Annotated in this window: 10 protein-coding genes; 1 reads left to right on the top strand and 9 read right to left on the bottom strand. The window is 68.1% G+C overall.

The window, feature by feature from the left end:
* Nucleotides 1–482: 482 nt before the first annotated feature.
* From DFR29_RS29410 to DFR29_RS24150, 5 genes are all read right to left on the bottom strand, one after another.
* On the bottom strand, nucleotides 483–656 hold the full coding sequence (locus DFR29_RS29410; RefSeq protein WP_166654310.1) for a hypothetical protein: 174 nt from the start codon (nucleotides 654–656) through the stop codon (nucleotides 483–485).
* Between the two features lie 137 nt (nucleotides 657–793).
* Nucleotides 794–2953 carry a tetratricopeptide repeat protein gene (locus tag DFR29_RS24165; protein ID WP_133821207.1) on the bottom strand — a complete coding sequence of 720 codons (2160 nt, stop codon included), beginning with the start codon at nucleotides 2951–2953 and terminating at the stop codon, nucleotides 794–796.
* The gene (locus DFR29_RS24160) at nucleotides 2950–3528 is read right to left on the bottom strand and encodes an anthranilate synthase component II (RefSeq protein WP_133821206.1); all 579 of its coding nucleotides are present in this window, start codon (nucleotides 3526–3528) and stop codon (nucleotides 2950–2952) included. The genes DFR29_RS24165 and DFR29_RS24160 overlap by 4 nt, the downstream gene beginning before the upstream one ends.
* Before the next feature lie 164 nt (nucleotides 3529–3692).
* On the bottom strand, nucleotides 3693–5114 hold the full coding sequence (locus DFR29_RS24155) for a CapA family protein (protein ID WP_208113703.1): 1422 nt from the start codon (nucleotides 5112–5114) through the stop codon (nucleotides 3693–3695).
* Nucleotides 5090–7924, bottom strand: a complete 2835-nt coding sequence (locus DFR29_RS24150) for a DUF3160 domain-containing protein (RefSeq protein ID WP_166654309.1) — start codon at nucleotides 7922–7924, stop codon at nucleotides 5090–5092. Before DFR29_RS24150 ends, DFR29_RS24155 begins: the two co-directional genes overlap by 25 nt.
* A gap of 304 nt (nucleotides 7925–8228) precedes the next feature.
* Here DFR29_RS24150 and DFR29_RS24145 point away from each other — a divergent pair, with 304 nt between their 5' ends.
* Nucleotides 8229–11579, top strand: a complete 3351-nt coding sequence (locus tag DFR29_RS24145) for a VIT domain-containing protein (protein ID WP_166654308.1) — start codon at nucleotides 8229–8231, stop codon at nucleotides 11577–11579.
* Nucleotides 11580–11657: 78 nt separating this feature from the next.
* Here the strand turns inward: DFR29_RS24145 and DFR29_RS24140 are convergent, their stop codons facing one another.
* The 4 genes from DFR29_RS24140 to pdsR all read right to left on the bottom strand — a co-directional run bounded on the left by DFR29_RS24140 (nucleotide 11658) and on the right by pdsR (nucleotide 18317).
* Nucleotides 11658–13463, bottom strand: a complete 1806-nt coding sequence (locus DFR29_RS24140) for a DUF885 domain-containing protein (RefSeq protein ID WP_133821202.1) — start codon at nucleotides 13461–13463, stop codon at nucleotides 11658–11660.
* Nucleotides 13464–13710: 247 nt separating this feature from the next.
* A complete protein-coding gene (gene trpE, locus DFR29_RS24135; protein ID WP_133821201.1) occupies nucleotides 13711–15186 on the bottom strand; it encodes an anthranilate synthase component I in 1476 nt (491 codons plus the stop codon).
* A gap of 122 nt (nucleotides 15187–15308) precedes the next feature.
* Nucleotides 15309–17345: an ATP-binding protein gene (locus DFR29_RS24130; protein ID WP_133821200.1), complete on the bottom strand. Its 2037-nt coding sequence runs from the start codon at nucleotides 17343–17345 to the stop codon at nucleotides 15309–15311.
* A gap of 282 nt (nucleotides 17346–17627) precedes the next feature.
* Nucleotides 17628–18317, bottom strand: a complete 690-nt coding sequence (gene pdsR / locus DFR29_RS24125; protein WP_133821199.1) for a proteobacterial dedicated sortase system response regulator — start codon at nucleotides 18315–18317, stop codon at nucleotides 17628–17630.
* Nucleotides 18318–18652 lie beyond the last annotated feature (335 nt).

The raw sequence follows: 18652 nt of genomic DNA, 5'->3' as shown, positions 1-18652 counted from the left end.
CGTAGCCCCGGCGGGTCCCGACCCCGCCGCGCCGCGACCCTACGCCGCCTCGGCGGGACGGAACGGCGCGTCGCCGGCACCCAGCGCCGGGTGGAACGCACCTGACCGCAGCGTTGCCGGCACCCAGCGGAGCCTCCGCCGGACCCGGCCGAGGCACGCTGAGACCCAGCGCTGGGTTGGTCAGCCCCAACGCCGCGGCGCCGAGACCTTGCGCAGGGACGGCGCAGAGCAACCGAAGGACGCCGGGACCCTGCGCAGGGGCGGCCGGACCCGCTCCAGGGTCGCGAGCACCCACGGTAGGGTCGGCCGGCGCCGACGGAGGCTCGTCTGGACCCGGCCGAGGGTCGCGCGGACCCAGCGTTGGGTCGGCCGGACCCGGCCGAGGGGTGCGGGGACCCCGCGCTGGGTCGGCTGGACCCAACCGAGGGTCGCCGGAACGCCGACGATCTGCCGGGCTACGCCGCCTGCCTATTCCCCAACCCTCACACACCCAACGCCTGCACCAGCAGCGTGCCGACGAGCGCTACCTGCAGCATCGAAACCTGTGGCGAGTTCGACGACGACTTCGGCATCGCCACGCGCATGGCCCTCAACGACGGCGTGGCGTCATCGGCCGATCCATTTTCGCTAAACACCGACAGCATCAATCTCGTCATTACCACGTCGATGGCCTTCTACGGACCTGACCACCACAAACAAGACGGCTTCAGGGAAGGCCTCGGCGGTTTCTGCCAACTGCGAGCCGCGCAAACCGGGGAAGTGAACGCGGCGATGACCGCGCGGGTGACGGACTTCAGACCAGCGCGCGGCGGCGCAAACTGGTCTGCACGGCTTCCGCGCGTTCGCGCAGCGCATCGCGCTCGGCCGCGTCGAGGCGGCATTCGGACAGCACGAAATAGGCCGTGCGCAGCACTTCGCGCCAGCGCGGCTGGCGCGGCAGTTTGGCCAGGCTCAGATAGCGCTCCATCGCGCGCACGCGCAGGCGGCCTTCGTCGATGGTGACGCGCCAGACCCGGCTCTTCTCGGCCAGGTCGATGCGCGTGCGGCCGCTGCTGCGCTCCCAGGTTTCCACCGCGTAGACCATCAGCTCGACCAGCTCGCGGCGGAATGCATCGGTATCGGCGGGTTCGCCGACCACCGTGTCCACGGCGACCGTCGCACTGTCACCGTCGGCCGCGTCTGCATCGGCGGCGCCGGTGGCGACGATGTGCAGCACGGCGATGTCGGTATCGCCAGGCAGCAGGCTGCAGCGCGCGACAGCGCTGCCCTGGGGCAACTGCAGCCGCAGCTCGACCTGGCTGTCCTGGTCGTCGAGTGCCGCCAGCGCCTGCTGCAGGGCCTCGCGCGAGCCCGTATCGAGGAAATCGGCCAGTACCGTACCCAGCGCCGCTTCCCGCGGGCGGTCCAGCAACGCCGCCGCCGCCGCCGTCAGCGCGACCAGCGCGCCGCTCGCGTCGATCGCCAACAGTGCAGACTGGCTGCGGTCCAGCAATGTCTGTATGCGCCGGCTGTCCGCGCGCAGCGATTCGGCCATGCGGCGGAACTGCTCGCGCTCGTCCGCCAGGCGTGTTTCGCGCACCGCCGCAGCGACCTGGCTGCGCTGGCGCGCGCGCATGAAACCGCCCGCCAGCAGCAACAGCAGCACCAGCGCGCAGGCCAGTCCTAGCTGCAACTGCGTCGTGCGCTGCTGCAAAGCCAGCGCGGCGATCCGGTTCTCCGCCGCCAGCCGGTCGATGGCGCGCTGCTGTTCGGCCACGTCGAACTGCACGCGCAGCTGTTCGAGTCGGCGATCGTGCGCGGCGTCGCGCAGACGCGCATCGGCCTCGTGGAAGGACTGCTGCAGCACATAGGCACCGGCAACATCGCCCGCGGCGAACGCGGCCTCGGCGCTGGCCTGCAGCAGAGGTGCACGGTCCGCCGCATCGGCGGACTGCCGTGCCAGTGCGCCGGTCAGCGTCGTGCGTGCAGCGGCCAGATTGCCGTCGGCCCGGTACAACCTGGCGGTCTGCAGCGCGAGATTGGCCGACAGGGGCAGATTCAGCTCCACCGCAAGCGCCTGGGCGCGGGCCAGCGCAGTGCGCGCCTTGGGCAAGTCCTTCCGGTCCAGCGCGAGCGCGGCGACGGCGACCTGGGCGCGGATCTCATCGTTGCGCGCGCCCAGCGAGGCGAACGCGGCGACGACTTGGTCCAGAGCGAGGCCGGCCGGCTCCAGCGCGCCGGTCTTGATCAGAACCGCAGCCAGGCTTTCCCGCGCATGTGCTGCTTCGCGCGGACGCTGCGAGCGTTCGTACTCGGCCAGGGCTTCCGTATAGCGGCTCTGCGCGGTATCGAACTCGTCCAGGTCGCGATACAGGTCGGCCAGGTTGTTGTACAGCGGGCCGAGCTGCTCGTCCTTGCCGCGGCGCTTGAGTTCGAGGCTGGACAGATAGGCGTTCAAGGCCTCGCGATAGTCGCCGATGCGGCGCAGCGCATTGCCCAGGTCGTTCCAGCTCTGCGCCAGCGCGGTTTCGTCGCTGTGCGCCAGCGCGAGTTCCCGCGCCTGGCGGAACTTCAGCAGCGCATCGCCGAACTTTTCCTGGCGGTAGGCGAGGATGCCGCTGCGGCGGGCCAGGCGGAATTCGCGCATCCAGTGCACGGCGGCAGCGGGCAGGCCCGCGACCCGCTGCAAGGTGGCCGCCGCCGCCGCGAAATCGCCGGTGGCGGCCTGGGCATCGCTGCGGCGGAACAGCATTTCCTCGGCAAGTTCCGCATCGGCGCGGGGGTCCAGCGCAGCAAAGGCCTGTTCGCACACGTCGATGGCCTGGGCCGGCTGCCGGGTCTGCAGCTCGCGACAGCGCGCCGTCGGCGTATCTGCCTCATCGGGCGCTGGCGCGCCGGCGGCCGGCAGCACAGCGGCCGCGAACGCAACCGCGGCCAACCGCAGGCAGTGGCGCCAGACGGCAGCACCGCTCATGCGGCGAGGAAATTGCCCAGCAGTTCGCGCCCGTGCTGCGTGAGTATCGATTCGGGATGGAACTGCACGCCTTCCACGCGCAGCTGCCGGTGGCGAAAACCCATGATCTCGTCGATGCGGCCATCGGCCTGTTCGGTCCAGGCGGTGACTTCAAGGCAGTCGGGCAAAGACTCTTTTTCCACAACCAGAGAATGATACCGGGTCGCCTCGAACGGATCGGGCAAACCGCGGAACACGCCCTGGCCGGTATGGCGGATGGGCGAGGTCTTGCCATGCATGATCTGCGCGGCGCGTACGACCTTGCCGCCGAAGGCCTGGCCGATGGCCTGGTGGCCCAGGCAGACGCCGAACACCGGAATGCGCTCGCTCAGTTCGGCCAGCAGCTGCAACGAGATGCCGGCTTCGTTCGGCGTGCACGGGCCGGGCGAAATCACGATATGGCTGGGCTGGGCCTGGGCTACCTGCTGCACCGTCCACTCGTCGTTGCGGATCACCTTGACCTCGCAGCCCAGCTCGCCCAGGTACTGCACGAGGTTCCAGGTGAAGCTGTCGTAGTTGTCGATCATCAGCAGCATAAGTCGCTCGAACTCTTGAAAACGAAACGGGTGGTCTGGCGCAGGCGAAACGACAGCCTATTCAGGCCGCTGCCAGGGCGCAAATGAATTAGGTCTGGCCGGCCACAGCCGCCGCCGGCGCCACGCGTATGCGCTAGCCGTGCAGCCCGCGTTGCTTGCCCGCATCAGCGCCTGGTCCAGGGCCACAGCGCTTCGCAGGCCGCCGTCGCCGGACCGTCCACGCCACTGAAACCAAAACCGTTCCAGCGGTAGGCCGCCCGCCGCGTCGCGGGCGTGGACGGATCGAGCATGACGAAGGAATCGCCCCGGTGCAGTGCACAGATCGGCACCGAATGCGGTCCCGCCATGGCCAGCGCATCCAGCAGCGGCCAGGCCAGGGCAGAGCCGCGCCACTTCGCTACCAGGCCGTGCGGCCCCACGGCGTAGACGTAAGGCCGCACGCCGCTGGCCATGTCCAGTGGCGAGGCATGTTGTTCCAATGTGAATAAAAGCGAGGCTTCGCCGGCACCGGCCAGCGCTGCCGGCTGCAGCGAAAGGATGCGCTGGCGGCGCGAACGCCATTGCCGCTTGCCATCCTTCCAGCCCTCCAGCGCCAGCGTGTCCGGCGGCGTTGCACCAGACCAGGGTTCCGCGCGGACGGCTACGCCATTCAGTTCGAGGCCGCGGCGCAGCGGCGGCGTGCAGCCGGCCAGCAGCGAGGGCGCGGCATCGGCCAGGGTCGGGTAGGTCGTGCCGGGACGGGTCGTGGTATGCAGCGTGGCGCAGTGCAGCGCGCCGTCGCGCAGGCGGCAGTCGGCGATCGCACCGAGCTTGGACTGGGGATATTTCTGGTCGAACAGCAGGTTGCCCAGGGAAAAGTATACCGGCCTGCCGGCAATGCACTCCGCCGCCTGCACCACATGCGGGTGATGGCCGACGATGAGATCGGCGCCCTGCCCGACCAGCCAGGCGGCCTGTTCGCGCTGGGCCGCAATCGGCCAGTCGACCAGTTCCTGGCCCCAATGCACCGAAACCACAACGACATTGGCCAAGGCCGCAGCCAGGCGCAGTTTCTGCGCCAGTTCCACCGATGGAATCTGCTGCCGCTGGCCGTCGGCCGCGCGCACCGTGCTCACGGCAATCAGCGCGACGGTGTAGTCGCCGCGGCGGAAGAACTGCGGCGAACGGGCGAAATCCAGCGCCAGCACGCCGTGTTGCGCCAAGGCGGCGTAAGTGTCGCGGCGACCGGCACTGCCCAGGTCGCCGGCATGGTTGTTCTCGTGCGCGAGCGCGCTGAAGCCGGCTTGCGGCAGCGTGGCAAGCAATGCATCGCCAACGGCAAAACAGGGGCTTTCGCCGGCAATGCAGGCGCTGTCCTTGCCCGCAGCGCCTTCGAGATTGCCGCCAACCCAGTCGGCCTGGGCAAACAGCGCCGACAGGCCGGCCCAGGGCGAAGTCTGCCGCCGCTGCCATTCCTCCTGCACCTGGCGCGACAGCAGCACGTCGCCGCCGAACAGCAGGCGCACGTCCTCGCGCACCGGCGTTGCCGCCCGCGCCAGCGAGGTGAGCGCAAGCAATGCCGCTAGAACGGTGCTTTGGCCGGACACGACAGGCCCTTGTCGGAAATGAGGGCATCGATCCAGGGCGGTCTCGCCTGCTTGTCGACCTGCTTGCGCCATTGCGCGTCCTGCAGCGGCGCCGGCGCGCTGAACTCGTAATACGAATAGACGCTGCCCTTGACGATGGCGCGGCGGCCGAAATACGGCACGACCTGGTCCCACTCCAGCGGCCGGCCCACGGCCGCCATCAGCAGCGGACCGTCGCCGGCCACGTCGGCGATCTTCATCATCGGATCGGGATTGGACAGGGCAAGGTCTTTGTTGCTCAGGCTCTTGAACACCAGCAGATGATGCTCGGCCACGCGCGCGATGAGCAGAATCGCTTCGTAGTCGGCCTCGCTCAGCGCTTCGCCACGCAGCTGCTTGCGCGCCATCGCCTCGAACAGGCGCGCCTGCTGCGCGGTCGCCTGCAGGCGCCGGGCAATGCCGTCGCGCTGCGCCTGGCCATCGGCACCGAGCTGGTTCGGGTCGTCGACGCCGATATCACCCAGGCCCTGCAGCGACTTCTCGATCTGCTCGAACAGGCGTGCGCTGGCGGCGAAGAATTCCGCATCCGGTTCCACATAGCCCCGCGGCGGCCGCAGCACGATGGCCTCGAAGCCGCCTTCGCCGCACTGGGCGGCAATGCGCTCGTTCACCAGCGTGGTGGCATGGCGCAGCGTGGCCCACGAGGCCAGCCCGGTCTGCAGGCGCTTGCGCTGCCACAGCTCTCGCCCGAACGTCGCCGTGGCCGGCGTGTGCACCGCGTCCGACCATTGCGTCGCCAGCAGCTGCAGCCAGGCCTGGTAAAGGTCTTCGCCGCTGCCGGACTTGGCCGGGCGGCGCCGGGCAACCGTATCGATGACCGGCTCCAGCCGCGGATAGCGGCGGAATTCCTCGGCCAGCAGCGCACGCGCCGCACCGCTGCCCAGCGCCGCGGCGAGATCCAGCCCCGACGGCAGCAGGCGGCCGCCATCGGCGCCGACGATCTGTTCGTCCTTGGGCCAGTCGGCGTGATACACGCTGGACAGCAGCACTTCGTTGTCGAAGCCCCAGGACAGCGGAAACACCTGCGGCGCAGCCAGGGCATGCCGTGCATACGCCGGCACGGCAGCACCATCGCCCCAGACCAGCGGCGCGCGGCTGGGCGCGATGAACGGCTGGTAGGTCGCTATCCAGCGCTGCGCCGTGGCCTTCGTCGCCGCGGACGCCTGGCGCAGGCTGGCCGTGTCTTCACGCCTTGCCGCCAGTTCGGTGAGGTAGTGAACCGCCTTGAAATAGGCGGCGCGCTGCGGATCGCTGGCGTAGTGGCCGCGCGGCAGCAGTTCGCCGTAGTCAAATTCCTCGCCGGTGGCCAGGCTGACCGCCTTGCCCTTGGCCGCGGCAATCAGCGCGCTTTCGCCCTGCAGCACTGCAGTCGGATCGCGTAGCGGCACGATGGCGGCAAACGCCTTGGCCCAGGGCGAATCGGGCTGGCGCGCAGCCAGATCGGCGGCGGCGGTCTCGGCGAAGATCCAGAACGCCGGCATGCCGCGCTGGCTTTCGTTGACGATGAAAATGCCCTCGTACGCCGCGCCGATCAGTTCCCAGAAGATGTCACTGGTGACGAGGTAGGGCCGCGTCGGCGTGGTGGAATCATAGCCTCCACAACTGTAATTTTCCGAATCGTACAGTTGGTACAACTGTTCGTGCGGCAGCCGCCGGAACAGGCCGCTGTCGCTGCCGAAGCGGCGCTCGTCGTCGGCGCCTTCCAGGTACATCCAGGCATTCACCACATCGTGCAGCGGCACCTGTACCGGCACGTAGACCAGGCCCTGCCCTGTGCCTTCGTCGACCAGGCCGACCACGCCCTTGCCGTCGGCCACCGACGACGGCGTGCCGGCAAAGCGGAACTGCGCGGCCAGCGGCGTGCTCTTGCGGCCCTGCTCGGTGATCAGCTGTACGCCAGGCTGGCCCTTGTTCCAGTGCAGCAGGCCGACGCCGTTCGGCGTGACGGTGAGCGAACCGCCGCAGGGCTTGCCGGCGACGGGCGCGGCCTCGCCCCAGTTCATGCCCGCATACGGCAGCTTGTGGAAGCAGCCCTTTGCGTCCTGCCACAGCAGAATATGTCCACCCGGGTGAAACGCCGCCGGCACGGCCGAGGCCACGTCGTTGCGCGTAGGCTGTACGTCGACGTCATCCAGCTCGGTATAACGCGCTGCGGGACCGATGATCTGATAGTCGCGCCCCCCCTGCTCGAGCACCGAACGCGTCGAATAATTGCCGTCGGCCTGGCGTTCGGCGAAGACCAGCCGATACGACAGTTGCGGCTGCCCGCTCGCCGCGTCGTAGCGCGCCACGAACGGCCGCGGCGACACCAGCAGGCGGCGCAGCGGCTTGTCGCTGGCGTGGATGCGTTGCAGCTGCCAGCCGTCGGCGGCCGACGCCGCGAGGATGACCGACTGCTCTGCGCTGCGTCCGCCCAGGAACAGTTTCTTGCCCAGCGGATGCACCGTGATGCTGGCCGGCACGAGATCCGCCCCGACGTCCAGCAAGGTCGTTGCGTCGCTGCCGCCGATGCGCCACTCGCGCACGCGGTGACTGCCGTCGGCGCCGCGCACCAGTGCGACGACCACGGGCCGGTCCGGCCAGATATCGAAATCGACGACCTGCTCGCCTGCCGCCAGGTTCCAGCGCGAGCCCGCATCCGGCGACGCCTGCACTGGCAATTCCGCCATGTGGAAAATGGAATCGTCGGCCATGCCTGGGCCGGCAAGCGTAAGCAAGGCAAACAGCAGGCAGCGCGCATGCGCCGCAATGGACAGGTATCGGCTAATCATCGCAGCGGTGCCGCCAGGGATGGAGGTGGGGGCGCAGGCCCGCGTTCCCGCGGGACGACAGGCCATGCAGCGGCACATGGTCGGCGCCAGGGCCGGTCCGGCGCAAGCCTCGCTGCACACAGCCGCAGCGCGACGCCGCCTGTGCGCTGAACGGCACGGCGCAAGGCCGGCAATCGCCGGGCTATGCTGGCGCCGCTGGCGGGGGAATCTGCCGCAGACACCCGCCTCGCACACCGTTGTCCGCGGCAACCCCGCGCCGGTGTTCGCCGCGTTCCCGCCTCACCGTCCGGCAAGGAGCATGCGCATGAACACGTTGTGGCAAGGATTATTCGTCGTGCTGCTGGCCTGCTCGGCCAGCGCCCAGGCAAGTCAGCCGATCCAGATCGCGCCGCCACCGCCACCGCCACCGTCACCGCCGCAGGTGTGGCTGGACCCGGCGCTGGGATTGCAGCCCATCGTGCTGCAGAACGTCAGCATCGATATCCGCCTGCAGGGCTTCGTCGCCAGCACGCGCGTAGACCTGACCTTCTTCAATCCGAATGCGCGCGTACTCGAAGGCGAACTGGTATTTCCGCTGGCCGAGGGCCAGAGCATCACCGGCTATGCGCTGGAAGTCGACGGCAAACTGCGCCAGGGCGTAGTAGTGGAAAAAGAGACCGCACGCGTTGCGTTCGAACAGACGACGCGCCGCCGCATCGATCCGGGCCTGGCCGAGCTGACCCAGGGCAATGTATTCCGCACCCGGCTCTATCCCATTCCGGCCCGGGGCAGCAAACAGGTACAGCTCTCGTTCGACCAGCCGCTGATCGATACTGGCAAGGCCTATCGCTACGTGCTGCCGCTGCAATTCGCCCAGGCCATTGCGCAGTTCAAGGTGCATGCGGAAGCGATACAGACGCAGACCGCGCCATCGGCACAGATTGCCGGCGCCAGGCTCGGCTTCCAGCGCTGGCGCGACAGCTTCGTTGCGGACCTGGAACAACGCGATTTCCGCCCGGACGGCCCGCTCGCCTTCGAACTGCCCAAGCCGGCGGCAGCGGTTGCCGTCTTCGCCGTACCGGGGGCAAGCGAGCCAGCCACGCAGTTCTTCGCCGCGCAGATTCAATCCGCCGCACCAGCCCGGCAGGCTGCCCCGGCGCCGAAACGCATCGCCATCTACTACGACGCATCCGGCAGCGCCGCTGCGCGCAATCGCGGCCTGGAACTGGATTTCCTGCAGGCCTGGCTGGCGCAATGGCGCGAGGCACAGATCGAACTGATCGTTTTCCGCAACGAAGCCGACGCGGCGCAATCCTTCGGCTTGCGCGCCGGCAAGGCCGACGGCCTGCGCCAGGCCATCGAGGCGCTGCCGCTGGACGGTGCCAGCGCCTATGGCAGCCTGCAGGGCAAGGCCGTGGTGAAGGCCGACCTGGCCATCGTCATCGGCGACGGCCTGAATAATTTCGGCGTGGGCGAACCGCAACTGGGCGGTGCCGAAGGCGCCAGCCGCGTCGTGTTCGTGCATGCGGCACAGACCGCCGACGCGGCACGGCTGACACGCTGGGCGCGGCGTTTCGAAGGCGACGTGATCAACCTGCTCAATCTCGACCAGGCCGCGGCCCTGCGCCAGCTCGCCGCGCCGCATTGGTCGCTGCGCGCCACGCGCGTACAGCGCGGCCGCTGCGACGATCTCGCGCCGAGCGCGCCGCAGCCGGCCGGCAGCACGTTCACGCTGTACGGCCGCTGCAGTGCGGATGCGGAAATCCAGCTCGAATTCGGCGACGGCTACGGCACTACGCTGCTGCGCCGCGTCGCCTTGGGCAGCGCACAGCAGCTCGATGCGCAGCACGGCGAGTTCGTGCCGCGGCTGTGGGCCGTAGCCCGCATCGCCGACCTGGAGCTGGCACCGGTGCGCGACAAGGAATCCATTGTGGAACTGGCAAAAAAATACAGCGTGGTGACCCAGGAGACCTCGATGCTGGTGCTCGACCGCATCGAAGACTATGTGCACTACCGGGTCGAACCGCGCGAGCCGGAACTGCTTGCCGCCTACCGCAACCTGTTGCAGAAACAGCCTGCGCAGACCTCCGAAGACGAGAAACTGCGCCTGAACGTGTGGCAGCTGCGCAGCCACTGGGAAACCTTCCGCCAGTATCACGAACAGCCGCATCCCTGGCTGGAAGCCCGGCTGCTGCCGGCGGCACAGCGCGAACTGGCGCTATGGCAGACGCAGAGCGGACTGGCCGGCGAACCCCAGCGCGCAAAGGAAGCCGCAGCAATAGCCGCAGCGGCGGCAAAACTGCAGCAGGCCTGGCCAGCCGCGGCACCCGATGCCGCCGCACGCCAGCGTTGGGAAGGCGAAGCCACGGCGCTGATGCTCCAGGTCGATGGCCTGCGCCGCGCGCGGCTGCAGCGCCTGCCGGATTCGGACGCCGTCATACTGCCGCCGACGCAACAGATCGCCGTGGCCAGCACCGATACGGATGCCGTATCGGGCGGCCGCAGCGGTGGTGAATCGCGCGTCGCCCGGTCGATGCTGCGCCCCGCGGCCAAGAGCGCGGCGCGCCCGGCCCCTGCCGCCGCGCCCGCCGCGGAAACACTCGCCGCGCCGGCCCCCGCTGCCCGTGCCGCAAGTCCGGCGATACGACCCGCCGAGCCCGACGGCGGCGGTTCCGCGCAAAAGCCAACCGAGATTGCCACCGCCGACAAAAACGCAGCGGCCGCCACACCCGACACGGCCGCCATCGAACTGCGCGAATGGGATCCGAACACACCCTACCTCGCCGCCCTGCGTGCCGCCGCCGATCCCTATGCCGCCTATCTGCAGCAGCGTGCGAGCAACGCGGCCACGCCGGCCTTCTTCCTCGATTGCTCCACCTTCTTCCGCGACGAGGCCAAGGACGCGCGCCTGGCCCTGCGCGTGCTGTCCAACCTGGCCGAGATCGATTTCGACAGCGCGCCGCTGCTGCGCGTGTTCGCCTACCGCCTGCAGCAATGGCAGCGCTTCGACCTGGCCGTGCCGCTGTTCGAACAGGTGCTGGTGCTGCGCGGCGAAGAACCACAAAGCCGGCGCGATCTCGCCCTGGCGCTGTCGCGCCAGCCGCAGCCCGACTCGGCGCGCGCCGTCACGCTGCTATGGGAAGTCGCCAGCCGCAGCTGGGACGCACGCTTTCCCGAACTCGACGTGATCGCGGTGCACGAACTGAACGATGTGATCGTGCGTGCGCCCGCTGCCGAACAGGCTGCACTGGCGGCGCTTGCACAGCAATTGAATATCGACAAGGAACTGCTGCAGCCGCTGCCGCTGGAACTGCGCGTGGTGCTGAGCTGGGACAGCGACAACACCGACATCGACCTGTGGGTGATCGACCCCAGCGGCGAAAAGGTGTTCTACAGCCATCCGCGCAGCCTCAGCGGCGGCCACCTGAGCCGCGACTTCACCGGCGGCTACGGCCCGGAAGTGTTCACCATTCGGCGCGCCCTGCCCGGCACCTACATCGTCAAGACCAACTACTTCAGCAACCGCCAGCAGAAACTGACCGGCGCGGTCACCGTGCAGCTGGAATTCCTCACCGCCTTCGACAGCGGCCAGGGCAGGCGCGACGCAGTTACACGCCGGCTGGAGAACGTCAACGGCGAGATCGAGATCGGCCGCTTCACCGTCGGCACGCCGTAAACGCAGCGGCCCGGCTGCGACGCCGCCTGCACCAGCAGGTTGCGCCGCGGCCGGGCCGCTTCATGTCACGCAGGGATCTTACTGTGCGGCAGGCGCGCCGCCGTTGGCAGTAATCCACGCTTCCACATTTTCACGCAGTGCCGCGAGCGGCAGCACGCCGTTCTCCAGCACACGCGAATGAAACTGGCGCACGTCGAACTTGTCGCCCAGGCGCTGTTCGGCCTCCTGGCGCAGGGCGAAGATTTCCAGGCCGCCCGAATCGTAGGAAGTGAGCTGGCCTGGCATCACGGCGATGCGGTCTACCGTGGCTTCGGCCGTGGTCGGATCGAAACGGCCCGTGGCAATGATGTAGGCAATGGCCTGCTTGCGCGTCCAGCCGAACATATGGATGCCCGGATCGACCACCATGCCCCGCGCCGGCCAGATGCGCCGGCTGATCTTGGCGTACTCGGTCTCGTAGATGCCGGCTTCCTCGGCCAGTCGCTCGGAATAGCGGCCCCAGCCTTCCAGATAGGCCGAATTGAACGACAGCTTGTTGATCAGATGCCGCGCCGGCAGGCCGTTGGCGAGGGCGATCTGCAGGTGATGGCCCGGCCAGGTCTCGTGTACCAGGGTGATTTCCGCACCGCCCTTGGTTTCCTTTTTCCAGGTTTCCAGCGGAATGCGGTATTCGCCCGGCTTGCTGGGATCGGCACTGGGAATGTAATGCGCCGAAATGCCCGAACCGCGCTGATAGGCCGGCATGGGTTCGACCACGGCGGGTTGTTCCGGCATCTGCTCGAACAAGGCCGAACTGAGGTTCTTGGCCCGGTCCAGACCACCGCGGGAGAACTCCAGCAGTTCCTTTTCCGACTTGAAGTGGTTGTCCTTGGCCTTGTCCACCTTGGCAATGATGGATTTGATGTCGCGCGTCTTGAACAGCTTCTCGCCCAGGTCGGCCACGGTCGCCTCGTTCGCCTCGACCGTCTGCTTGCCCAGGTCGAACACCTGCTGCGGCGTGCGGTCCAGCGTGGTGAAGTAGCGCAGCTGGGCCTGGTAGCAGGCGGCGCCGTCGGGCAGCGCGCTGAGGGCCAGCGTGTCGCGGGCCTTGGGCTTGTATTCCTTGACGAGGAAATCGCGGTATTTCTTCAGCGCCGGCTTGATCTGCTCGTTGACGAGCTTTTTCATCGCCGCCTTGAATTCCTTGTCGTCGCTGCGCTTGGCCGGCGCGTAGAACGGCGAGTCTTCCGCCTTCGCCGCGATCATGCCGTCGAACTGCTTGAGCACGCGGGCCAGCACGCTTTTCGGCACCGCATAGCCGGTGGCCAGGCCCTGGCGCAGGTTGGCCATGTCGTTGTCGATATAGCCCGGCAGCGACGACCAGCGCGCGATCGCCTCGGCGCGCGCTTCGGGCGTATCGACCGGCTGGTTGTCGGCGACTTCGGCAAAGCCCAGCTGCCAGCCGCCCATGTGGCTGAGGCTCCAGCGTTCCTGGTGGCAGATGCGCAGGCCCTTGCTGGCTTCCAGCGATTCGCGCAGCACGGCATACGTAGTGGCAGCAGGCGTGCCGCGCAGGCTGGCGCCGTCGACCTTGGCCAGCTCGGCCAGCAGTTCGTCTTCGACGGCCGCGAACGCGGCGATCTCGTCGGCGGAATTGCGCGGCAGGCGGTCGTGCGAGGGCACGGGCACGCCGGTCATATAGGTCACGGTGGGGTCGAAATCGATCACCGCAGCGACGTAGCGATCCGCCAGGCCGTTGACGGCGGCGCTGTAGTCGGGCTTGGCGGCGGCGGCTTCCTTGCCGCTCTTGTGCGAGGGCGAGGTAGCGCAGGCACTGAGCAGCAGGGCGCTGCCCAGGGCAACGGCGATGGAACGGAGAGGCAGGGCAAAGCGAGTACGGTGCATGGTGCAATCCTGTGCGGGTCCGGTCGCGGGAATGGCAATGGTCGTGCCAAAAGGCTACCGCTGGCAAATTACCGCTTTTGTGGCATGCCTGTCTGTCCGCGGACAGCCGCGGACACGACCGGCCGCTACGGCCAGATACCGGTGGCGCAATTCGCTGCGCGCATCGGCGCCCTGCCCGAGCGTCGCAAGGGTGCGATGAGCAACGCGAATTGCACCACGAGGTATCACAACCGCCCGCACACCCGGCTCAAAGCCCGCCGACCGCCTGCGCCACCGCGCGGAACAGGGCCCGGCCCTTGTTCATGGTCTCGTCCCATTCGGTCGCCGGGTCCGAGTCGTAGACGATGCCGGCACCGGCCTGGACGTAAAGACGCCCGTCCTGGATCACCGCCGTGCGGATCGCGATCGCGGTGTCGCCGTCGCCCCACCAGCCGATATAGCCGACCGCGCCGGAATAGATGTTGCGGCGTATCGGCTCCAGTTCCTGGATCACTTCCAGTGCGCGGATCTTCGGCGCGCCGCTGACCGTGCCGGCCGGGAAACTGGCCCGCAGCACGTCCATGTAGTTCAGGCCGGGCAGCAGATCGCCCTCGACCTGGGACACGATATGCATCACGTGCGAATAGCGCTCGACCACGAACCGCTCGGTCACCTCGACCGAACCGGTGCGCGAGATGCGGCCGACGTCGTTGCGGCCAAGGTCGATCAGCATCAGGTGTTCGGCGCGCTCCTTCGGGTCGGCCAGCAGTTCGGCTTCCAGCGCCTGGTCGTGCTCGGGCGTCGCGCCGCGCGGACGCGTGCCGGCGATCGGCCGCAATACCACGCGGCCCTGCTTGAGCCGCACGAGGATTTCGGGCGAGGAACCGACGATCTGGTAGCCGCCCAGATCGAGAAAATACATGTACGGCGACGGATTCAGCGAACGCAGCGCGCGATAGACGTCCACCGGCCGCGCACGGAACGGTACGCTCATGCGCTGCGACAGCACCACCTGGAATACATCGCCGGAAAGAATGTACTCCTTGCTTTTTTTCACCGCCTCGATGAAACCGTCGCGAGTGAAGCCGGACACGAAGTCGCCTTCGTCCAGCAGCTTGGGATCGAGCACGTCGGGATAGCTGGTGCCGGAGCGGCGCAGGCGGAAGCTCAGCTCGTCGAGCCGGCGCACCGCGCGGGCATAGGCCCGCGGCTCGGCCGGGTCGGCATGAACAATGAGATAAAGCCGCCCTTTCAAATTGTCGAAAACCGCGACTTCTTCGCTGAGCATGAGCAGCGCATCGGGCGTACCGAGCTGGTCGGGCTTGTCCCAGCCGGCCAGGCGCGGCTCGATGTAGCCGATGGTCTCGAAACCGAAATAGCCGACCAGTCCGCCGGTGAACGCCGGCAGCTGCGGCAGGCGCGGTACGCGGTACTGCTGGCGCAGCAGTTCGATGTCGTGCAGCGGATCGGCCAGTTCGCGCGTTTCCACCACCTCGCCCAGTTCCGACACGGTGAGGGTATGTCCGCGCAGGCTGTAAACGCGCCTGCACGGCAGGCCGATCATGGAATGGCGCCCCCAGGATTCGCCGCCCTCGACCGATTCGAGCAGGTAGGTATACGGGCCGTCGGCCAGCTTCAGGTACACCGACAGCGGCGTATCGAGATCCGACAGTACCTCGCGCACCAGCGGAATGCGGTTATAGCCGTCTGCGGCCAAGGCCTCGAATTCGTCCTGGGAAATCACGGCAGGTCTCGCAGTGCAGGGCGGCGCACGATAGCAAGAGAACTGGCCCCACGACAGGGTGTAAGGCCGCGCGCAGGCAGCACTTATTCCAAACCGCCATGCGGCCGGCGCCGCAGCGCGGATCAGCGCCGCGGCCGCGCCAGTGCCGGCTCGCGCGGCATGCCGCGCAGGCGCAGGCTGAACTCCACGCCCTCGCCACTGGCGAGGTTGTGCGCGGCAGCGTTGCCGCCGTGGCGTTCCGCCACCAGGCGCACCACGTACAGGCCCAGGCCCAGGTGCGGCGCCTCGCCGCGCGACGCGCCTTCGCGCAGACTGACCAGGGAATCGAACAGCCGCCCCTGCATGGCCAGCGGCAGTTCCGGCCCCTGGTTGGCCACGCGCAGCAGCACGCCGTCGCTGGTCGGCTCCAGGCCGATGCGGATCCAGCCGTGTTCCGGCGTGAACGAGCGCGCGTTGTCGAACAGCTTGTCCAGTGCCTGCGCGATCAGCTCCGGCGCCCCATGCATGGGCACGGCACGCGGCGGAATATCGCAGTCGACCCGGCGCGGTGCAGCCAGCGGCCGGTAGGCGTCGGCACAGCCGCGCACCACGTCGGCGAGGTCGAAATCTTCGCCGTCGGCCGAGGCGATGGCGCGCTCCATGCGGCTGGACTCGCTCATCGCCCGCACGATATGCGTAAGCCGGTCGACACCGTCGCGCGCACGCACTACGTAGGCGCGCGCCTCGGCGGAGATCGGATGATGTTCCAGGTTGTCCAGCGACGATTTGACGATGGCCAGCGGCGTATGCAGCTCGTGCGACAGTTTCGAGGCCAGCGTGCGCAGGTAGTCGGTATAGGCACCTACCGCATCCAGCAGCTGCTGGAAGCTGCGCGCCAGATCGCCCAGTTCGTCGCGCGAATCGGTCTGCGGCACGCGCCCCTGGATGCGCCCGTCGGCGGCCAGCGCGCGCTCGGCGCCGTCGCGCAGCCGGCGTATACGAATGGACAGCCAGGTGGCGAAGATGAACAGCACGCCGCCCGCGGCGAGCAGCGCCGCCACGCTGATCACGGCCAGGCGCTGCAGCGCGGCATCGGTCAGCAGCGGCAAGGCCGTGTTGACCTGTTCCAGCACCAGCGCACCGCGCGTTTCGCCCTGAATCTGCAGCGGCAGCGCCGCCACCAGCACCACGTCGCCCTGGCTGGCACCGGCACGCCAGCTCGCCGAAGGCAGGCCGGACAGGGCCTGCCACAGCTCGGCCGCATCCAGCCGCGGCCGGCGCTGCGCCAGGCTGGGCGTGCCCTGCAGCGCCGGCGCAATCAGCCAGCGGTAAGACCAGCGCGCCAGGGCCGAGGGCTGCTCGGCCGAGGCATCCGGATGGGCGAAGGTCAGCTCGCCGCTTTCTGCCAGCAGCCAGCCTTCGTCGCTGACCAGGCGCGCGCGGGTAGCCTCGGGTGCGAACTGCTGCAATTCATCGGCAAGGCCCGCGGAGTAGCCCAGCAGCGGCAGTCTTTCCAGTGCGGTCACACTGTCGGCGCCGCTGCCCGCATCGACCAGGCGCAGCGACAGGTGCTCGGGTTTCTGCCCTGCGGGCAGGCGCAGCTCGACCCGGTAGCCGGCCGCGTCTTCCTGCCATTCGCCGCTCAGGGTCAGCGGCAGTCCGCCGCCTTCGGCGCCGCGCGCGACCGCGTCGACCGAGCCCGGTGCTGCGCTGGCGATCAGATAGCTGCGCTCGGCCGCGCCGCGCTGCAAGCTCAGCTCGATGCGATCGGCCTGCTGCACCTGTACGTCGCGCGCGTCGGCACGGCGGCGCGTGTTGTCGCGCACTTCAATGAGCAGGTACAGCCAGGCCGCATCGGCAGCCAGTGTCATTTTCAACTTTTGCGCATCCTGCGGCGGACCCAGGCTTTGCGAATAGCCGCGCAATTCCAGCCAGTCGTCTGCGTAGCCGTCGATCTGCAGCGGCGTTTCCAGCGCATGCACGTACAACGCGCCGCCCTGCGGCGGCAGTTCAGCGTTGATGGCGGCAAGGCTGCGCGCCAGCGCCTTGCCCGAGGCGATCAGGGTCTGTTCCTGGCCTTGCCGCAGCAGCACTTCCATCTGCCGGACGAACTGCCAGCCAGCCCAGGGCAGGGCCAGCATGGCCAGTGCCACGAGCAGCAATTTGCGGCGCAGGGTCATGGCTCAGGCAGGCCTTGCCGGCACTAGGGCGTTGGCGTGATGCATGAGAGCGTCGCGAACACCATCCCCACCCCAGCCCTCTCCGTGACGGGGAGGGAGCAACGCATCAGCCAACCCTTCAAGGGCGAGGCGCAACGCATTAGCCCTCCCCTTCAAGGCGGTGAAGGACGATGGTGTAGAGCCGGAGGCTCTCATCGTCCTGAACGCCCAACGGGCCGGAGGGTTGGGTGGGGATGGTGTTCGCACCCCACAAATAGACAGCGAAATTTCAACGCCGCGGACTCACGGCCGCCAGCGATAGCCGACGCCATGCACCGTGTCGATCGCATCGAAGCTGGCATCGATGGCGAGGAATTTCTTGCGGATGCGTTTGATGTGCGAGGTGATGGTCGCGTCGTCGACGACGACCTGCGCTTCGCGCATGAGCTGGTCGCGGTTCTTCACATGTCCGGGGAAGCGCACCATGGTATGGACCATCCAGAATTCGGTCACCGTAAGCGGCACTTCCTCGCCGTTCCAGGTGATGCGCATGCGTTCCTGTTCCAGCTTGAGCGGGCCGTGGCTGATCACGCTTTCCGATTCGACCGGTTTGCGCAGCGCATCCATGCGGCGCAGCAGCGCACTGATGCGCGCGGCCAGCTGGTGCAGCGAGACATCCTTGGTCAGATAGTCGTCGGCGCCCAGACGCAGGCCGGAGATAACGTCGAGGTCGGAATCGCGCGCGGTCAGGAACAGGATGGGCAAGGTTGCCGCGCGCGTACGCAGGGCGCGGCAGAGATCGAAGCCGCCTTCGGGCTCGTCGCCCAGGCCGACGTCGATGATGACCAGCTCGGGCAGGCGCAGCGCAAACGCCGCCTCGGCCTCGGGCCGCGAGGCATAGCCGCGCACTTCGTAGCCGAAGCGAGTCAGGGCTTCGACATAGTTGGCGCGGATCAGCGGTTCGTCTTCGACGATGGCAATGCTGCGGGGCATGGCAGGAGGCTCGCTAGTAGTTGCAGCGCACTGTATCGGCCCGCCCTCGCCCGCCGCAACGGCAAGGGTGCAATTGCCCGTGAATTGCCAGAAATGGCTGCTGGAATGTCTGCACTTCGCAGCAGGCCGCCCTGAAACGGCGCTGTACTACGTCCACCGATACGGAAACCACTGCCATGCAAGCCCGCCCCAGCGAACCCAATGCCGAACTCAAATCCAGCTTCGAACCCCTGCGCGTGATCTTCGCGCTGGGTGCCCTGCTGCTGGGCATGATCGCGGCAATGCAAGGCGGCTGAGGCGGCCGGATCGGCCCACCACTACCGACGAAGGTTGCA

The organism is Tahibacter aquaticus, assembly GCF_004363655.1.
Taxonomy (GTDB): Bacteria; Pseudomonadota; Gammaproteobacteria; order Xanthomonadales; family Rhodanobacteraceae; genus Tahibacter; species Tahibacter aquaticus.
The sequence above is the reverse complement of the archived record's forward strand: the minus strand, read 5'-3'. Positions and strand labels throughout refer to the sequence as shown.

Coding starts and splice junctions, on each gene's coding strand:
- pdsR (WP_133821199.1), bottom strand. CDS start 18,317: ATGCCCCGCAGCATTGCCATCGTCGAAGACGAACCGCTGATCCGCGCC.
- DFR29_RS29410 (WP_166654310.1), bottom strand. CDS start 656: ATGACGAGATTGATGCTGTCGGTGTTTAGCGAAAATGGATCGGCCGAT.
- DFR29_RS24145 (WP_166654308.1), top strand. CDS start 8,229: ATGAACACGTTGTGGCAAGGATTATTCGTCGTGCTGCTGGCCTGCTCG.
- DFR29_RS24160 (WP_133821206.1), bottom strand. CDS start 3,528: ATGCTGCTGATGATCGACAACTACGACAGCTTCACCTGGAACCTCGTG.
- DFR29_RS24140 (WP_133821202.1), bottom strand. CDS start 13,463: ATGCACCGTACTCGCTTTGCCCTGCCTCTCCGTTCCATCGCCGTTGCC.
- DFR29_RS24150 (WP_166654309.1), bottom strand. CDS start 7,924: ATGATTAGCCGATACCTGTCCATTGCGGCGCATGCGCGCTGCCTGCTG.
- DFR29_RS24165 (WP_133821207.1), bottom strand. CDS start 2,953: ATGAGCGGTGCTGCCGTCTGGCGCCACTGCCTGCGGTTGGCCGCGGTT.
- DFR29_RS24130 (WP_133821200.1), bottom strand. CDS start 17,345: ATGACCCTGCGCCGCAAATTGCTGCTCGTGGCACTGGCCATGCTGGCC.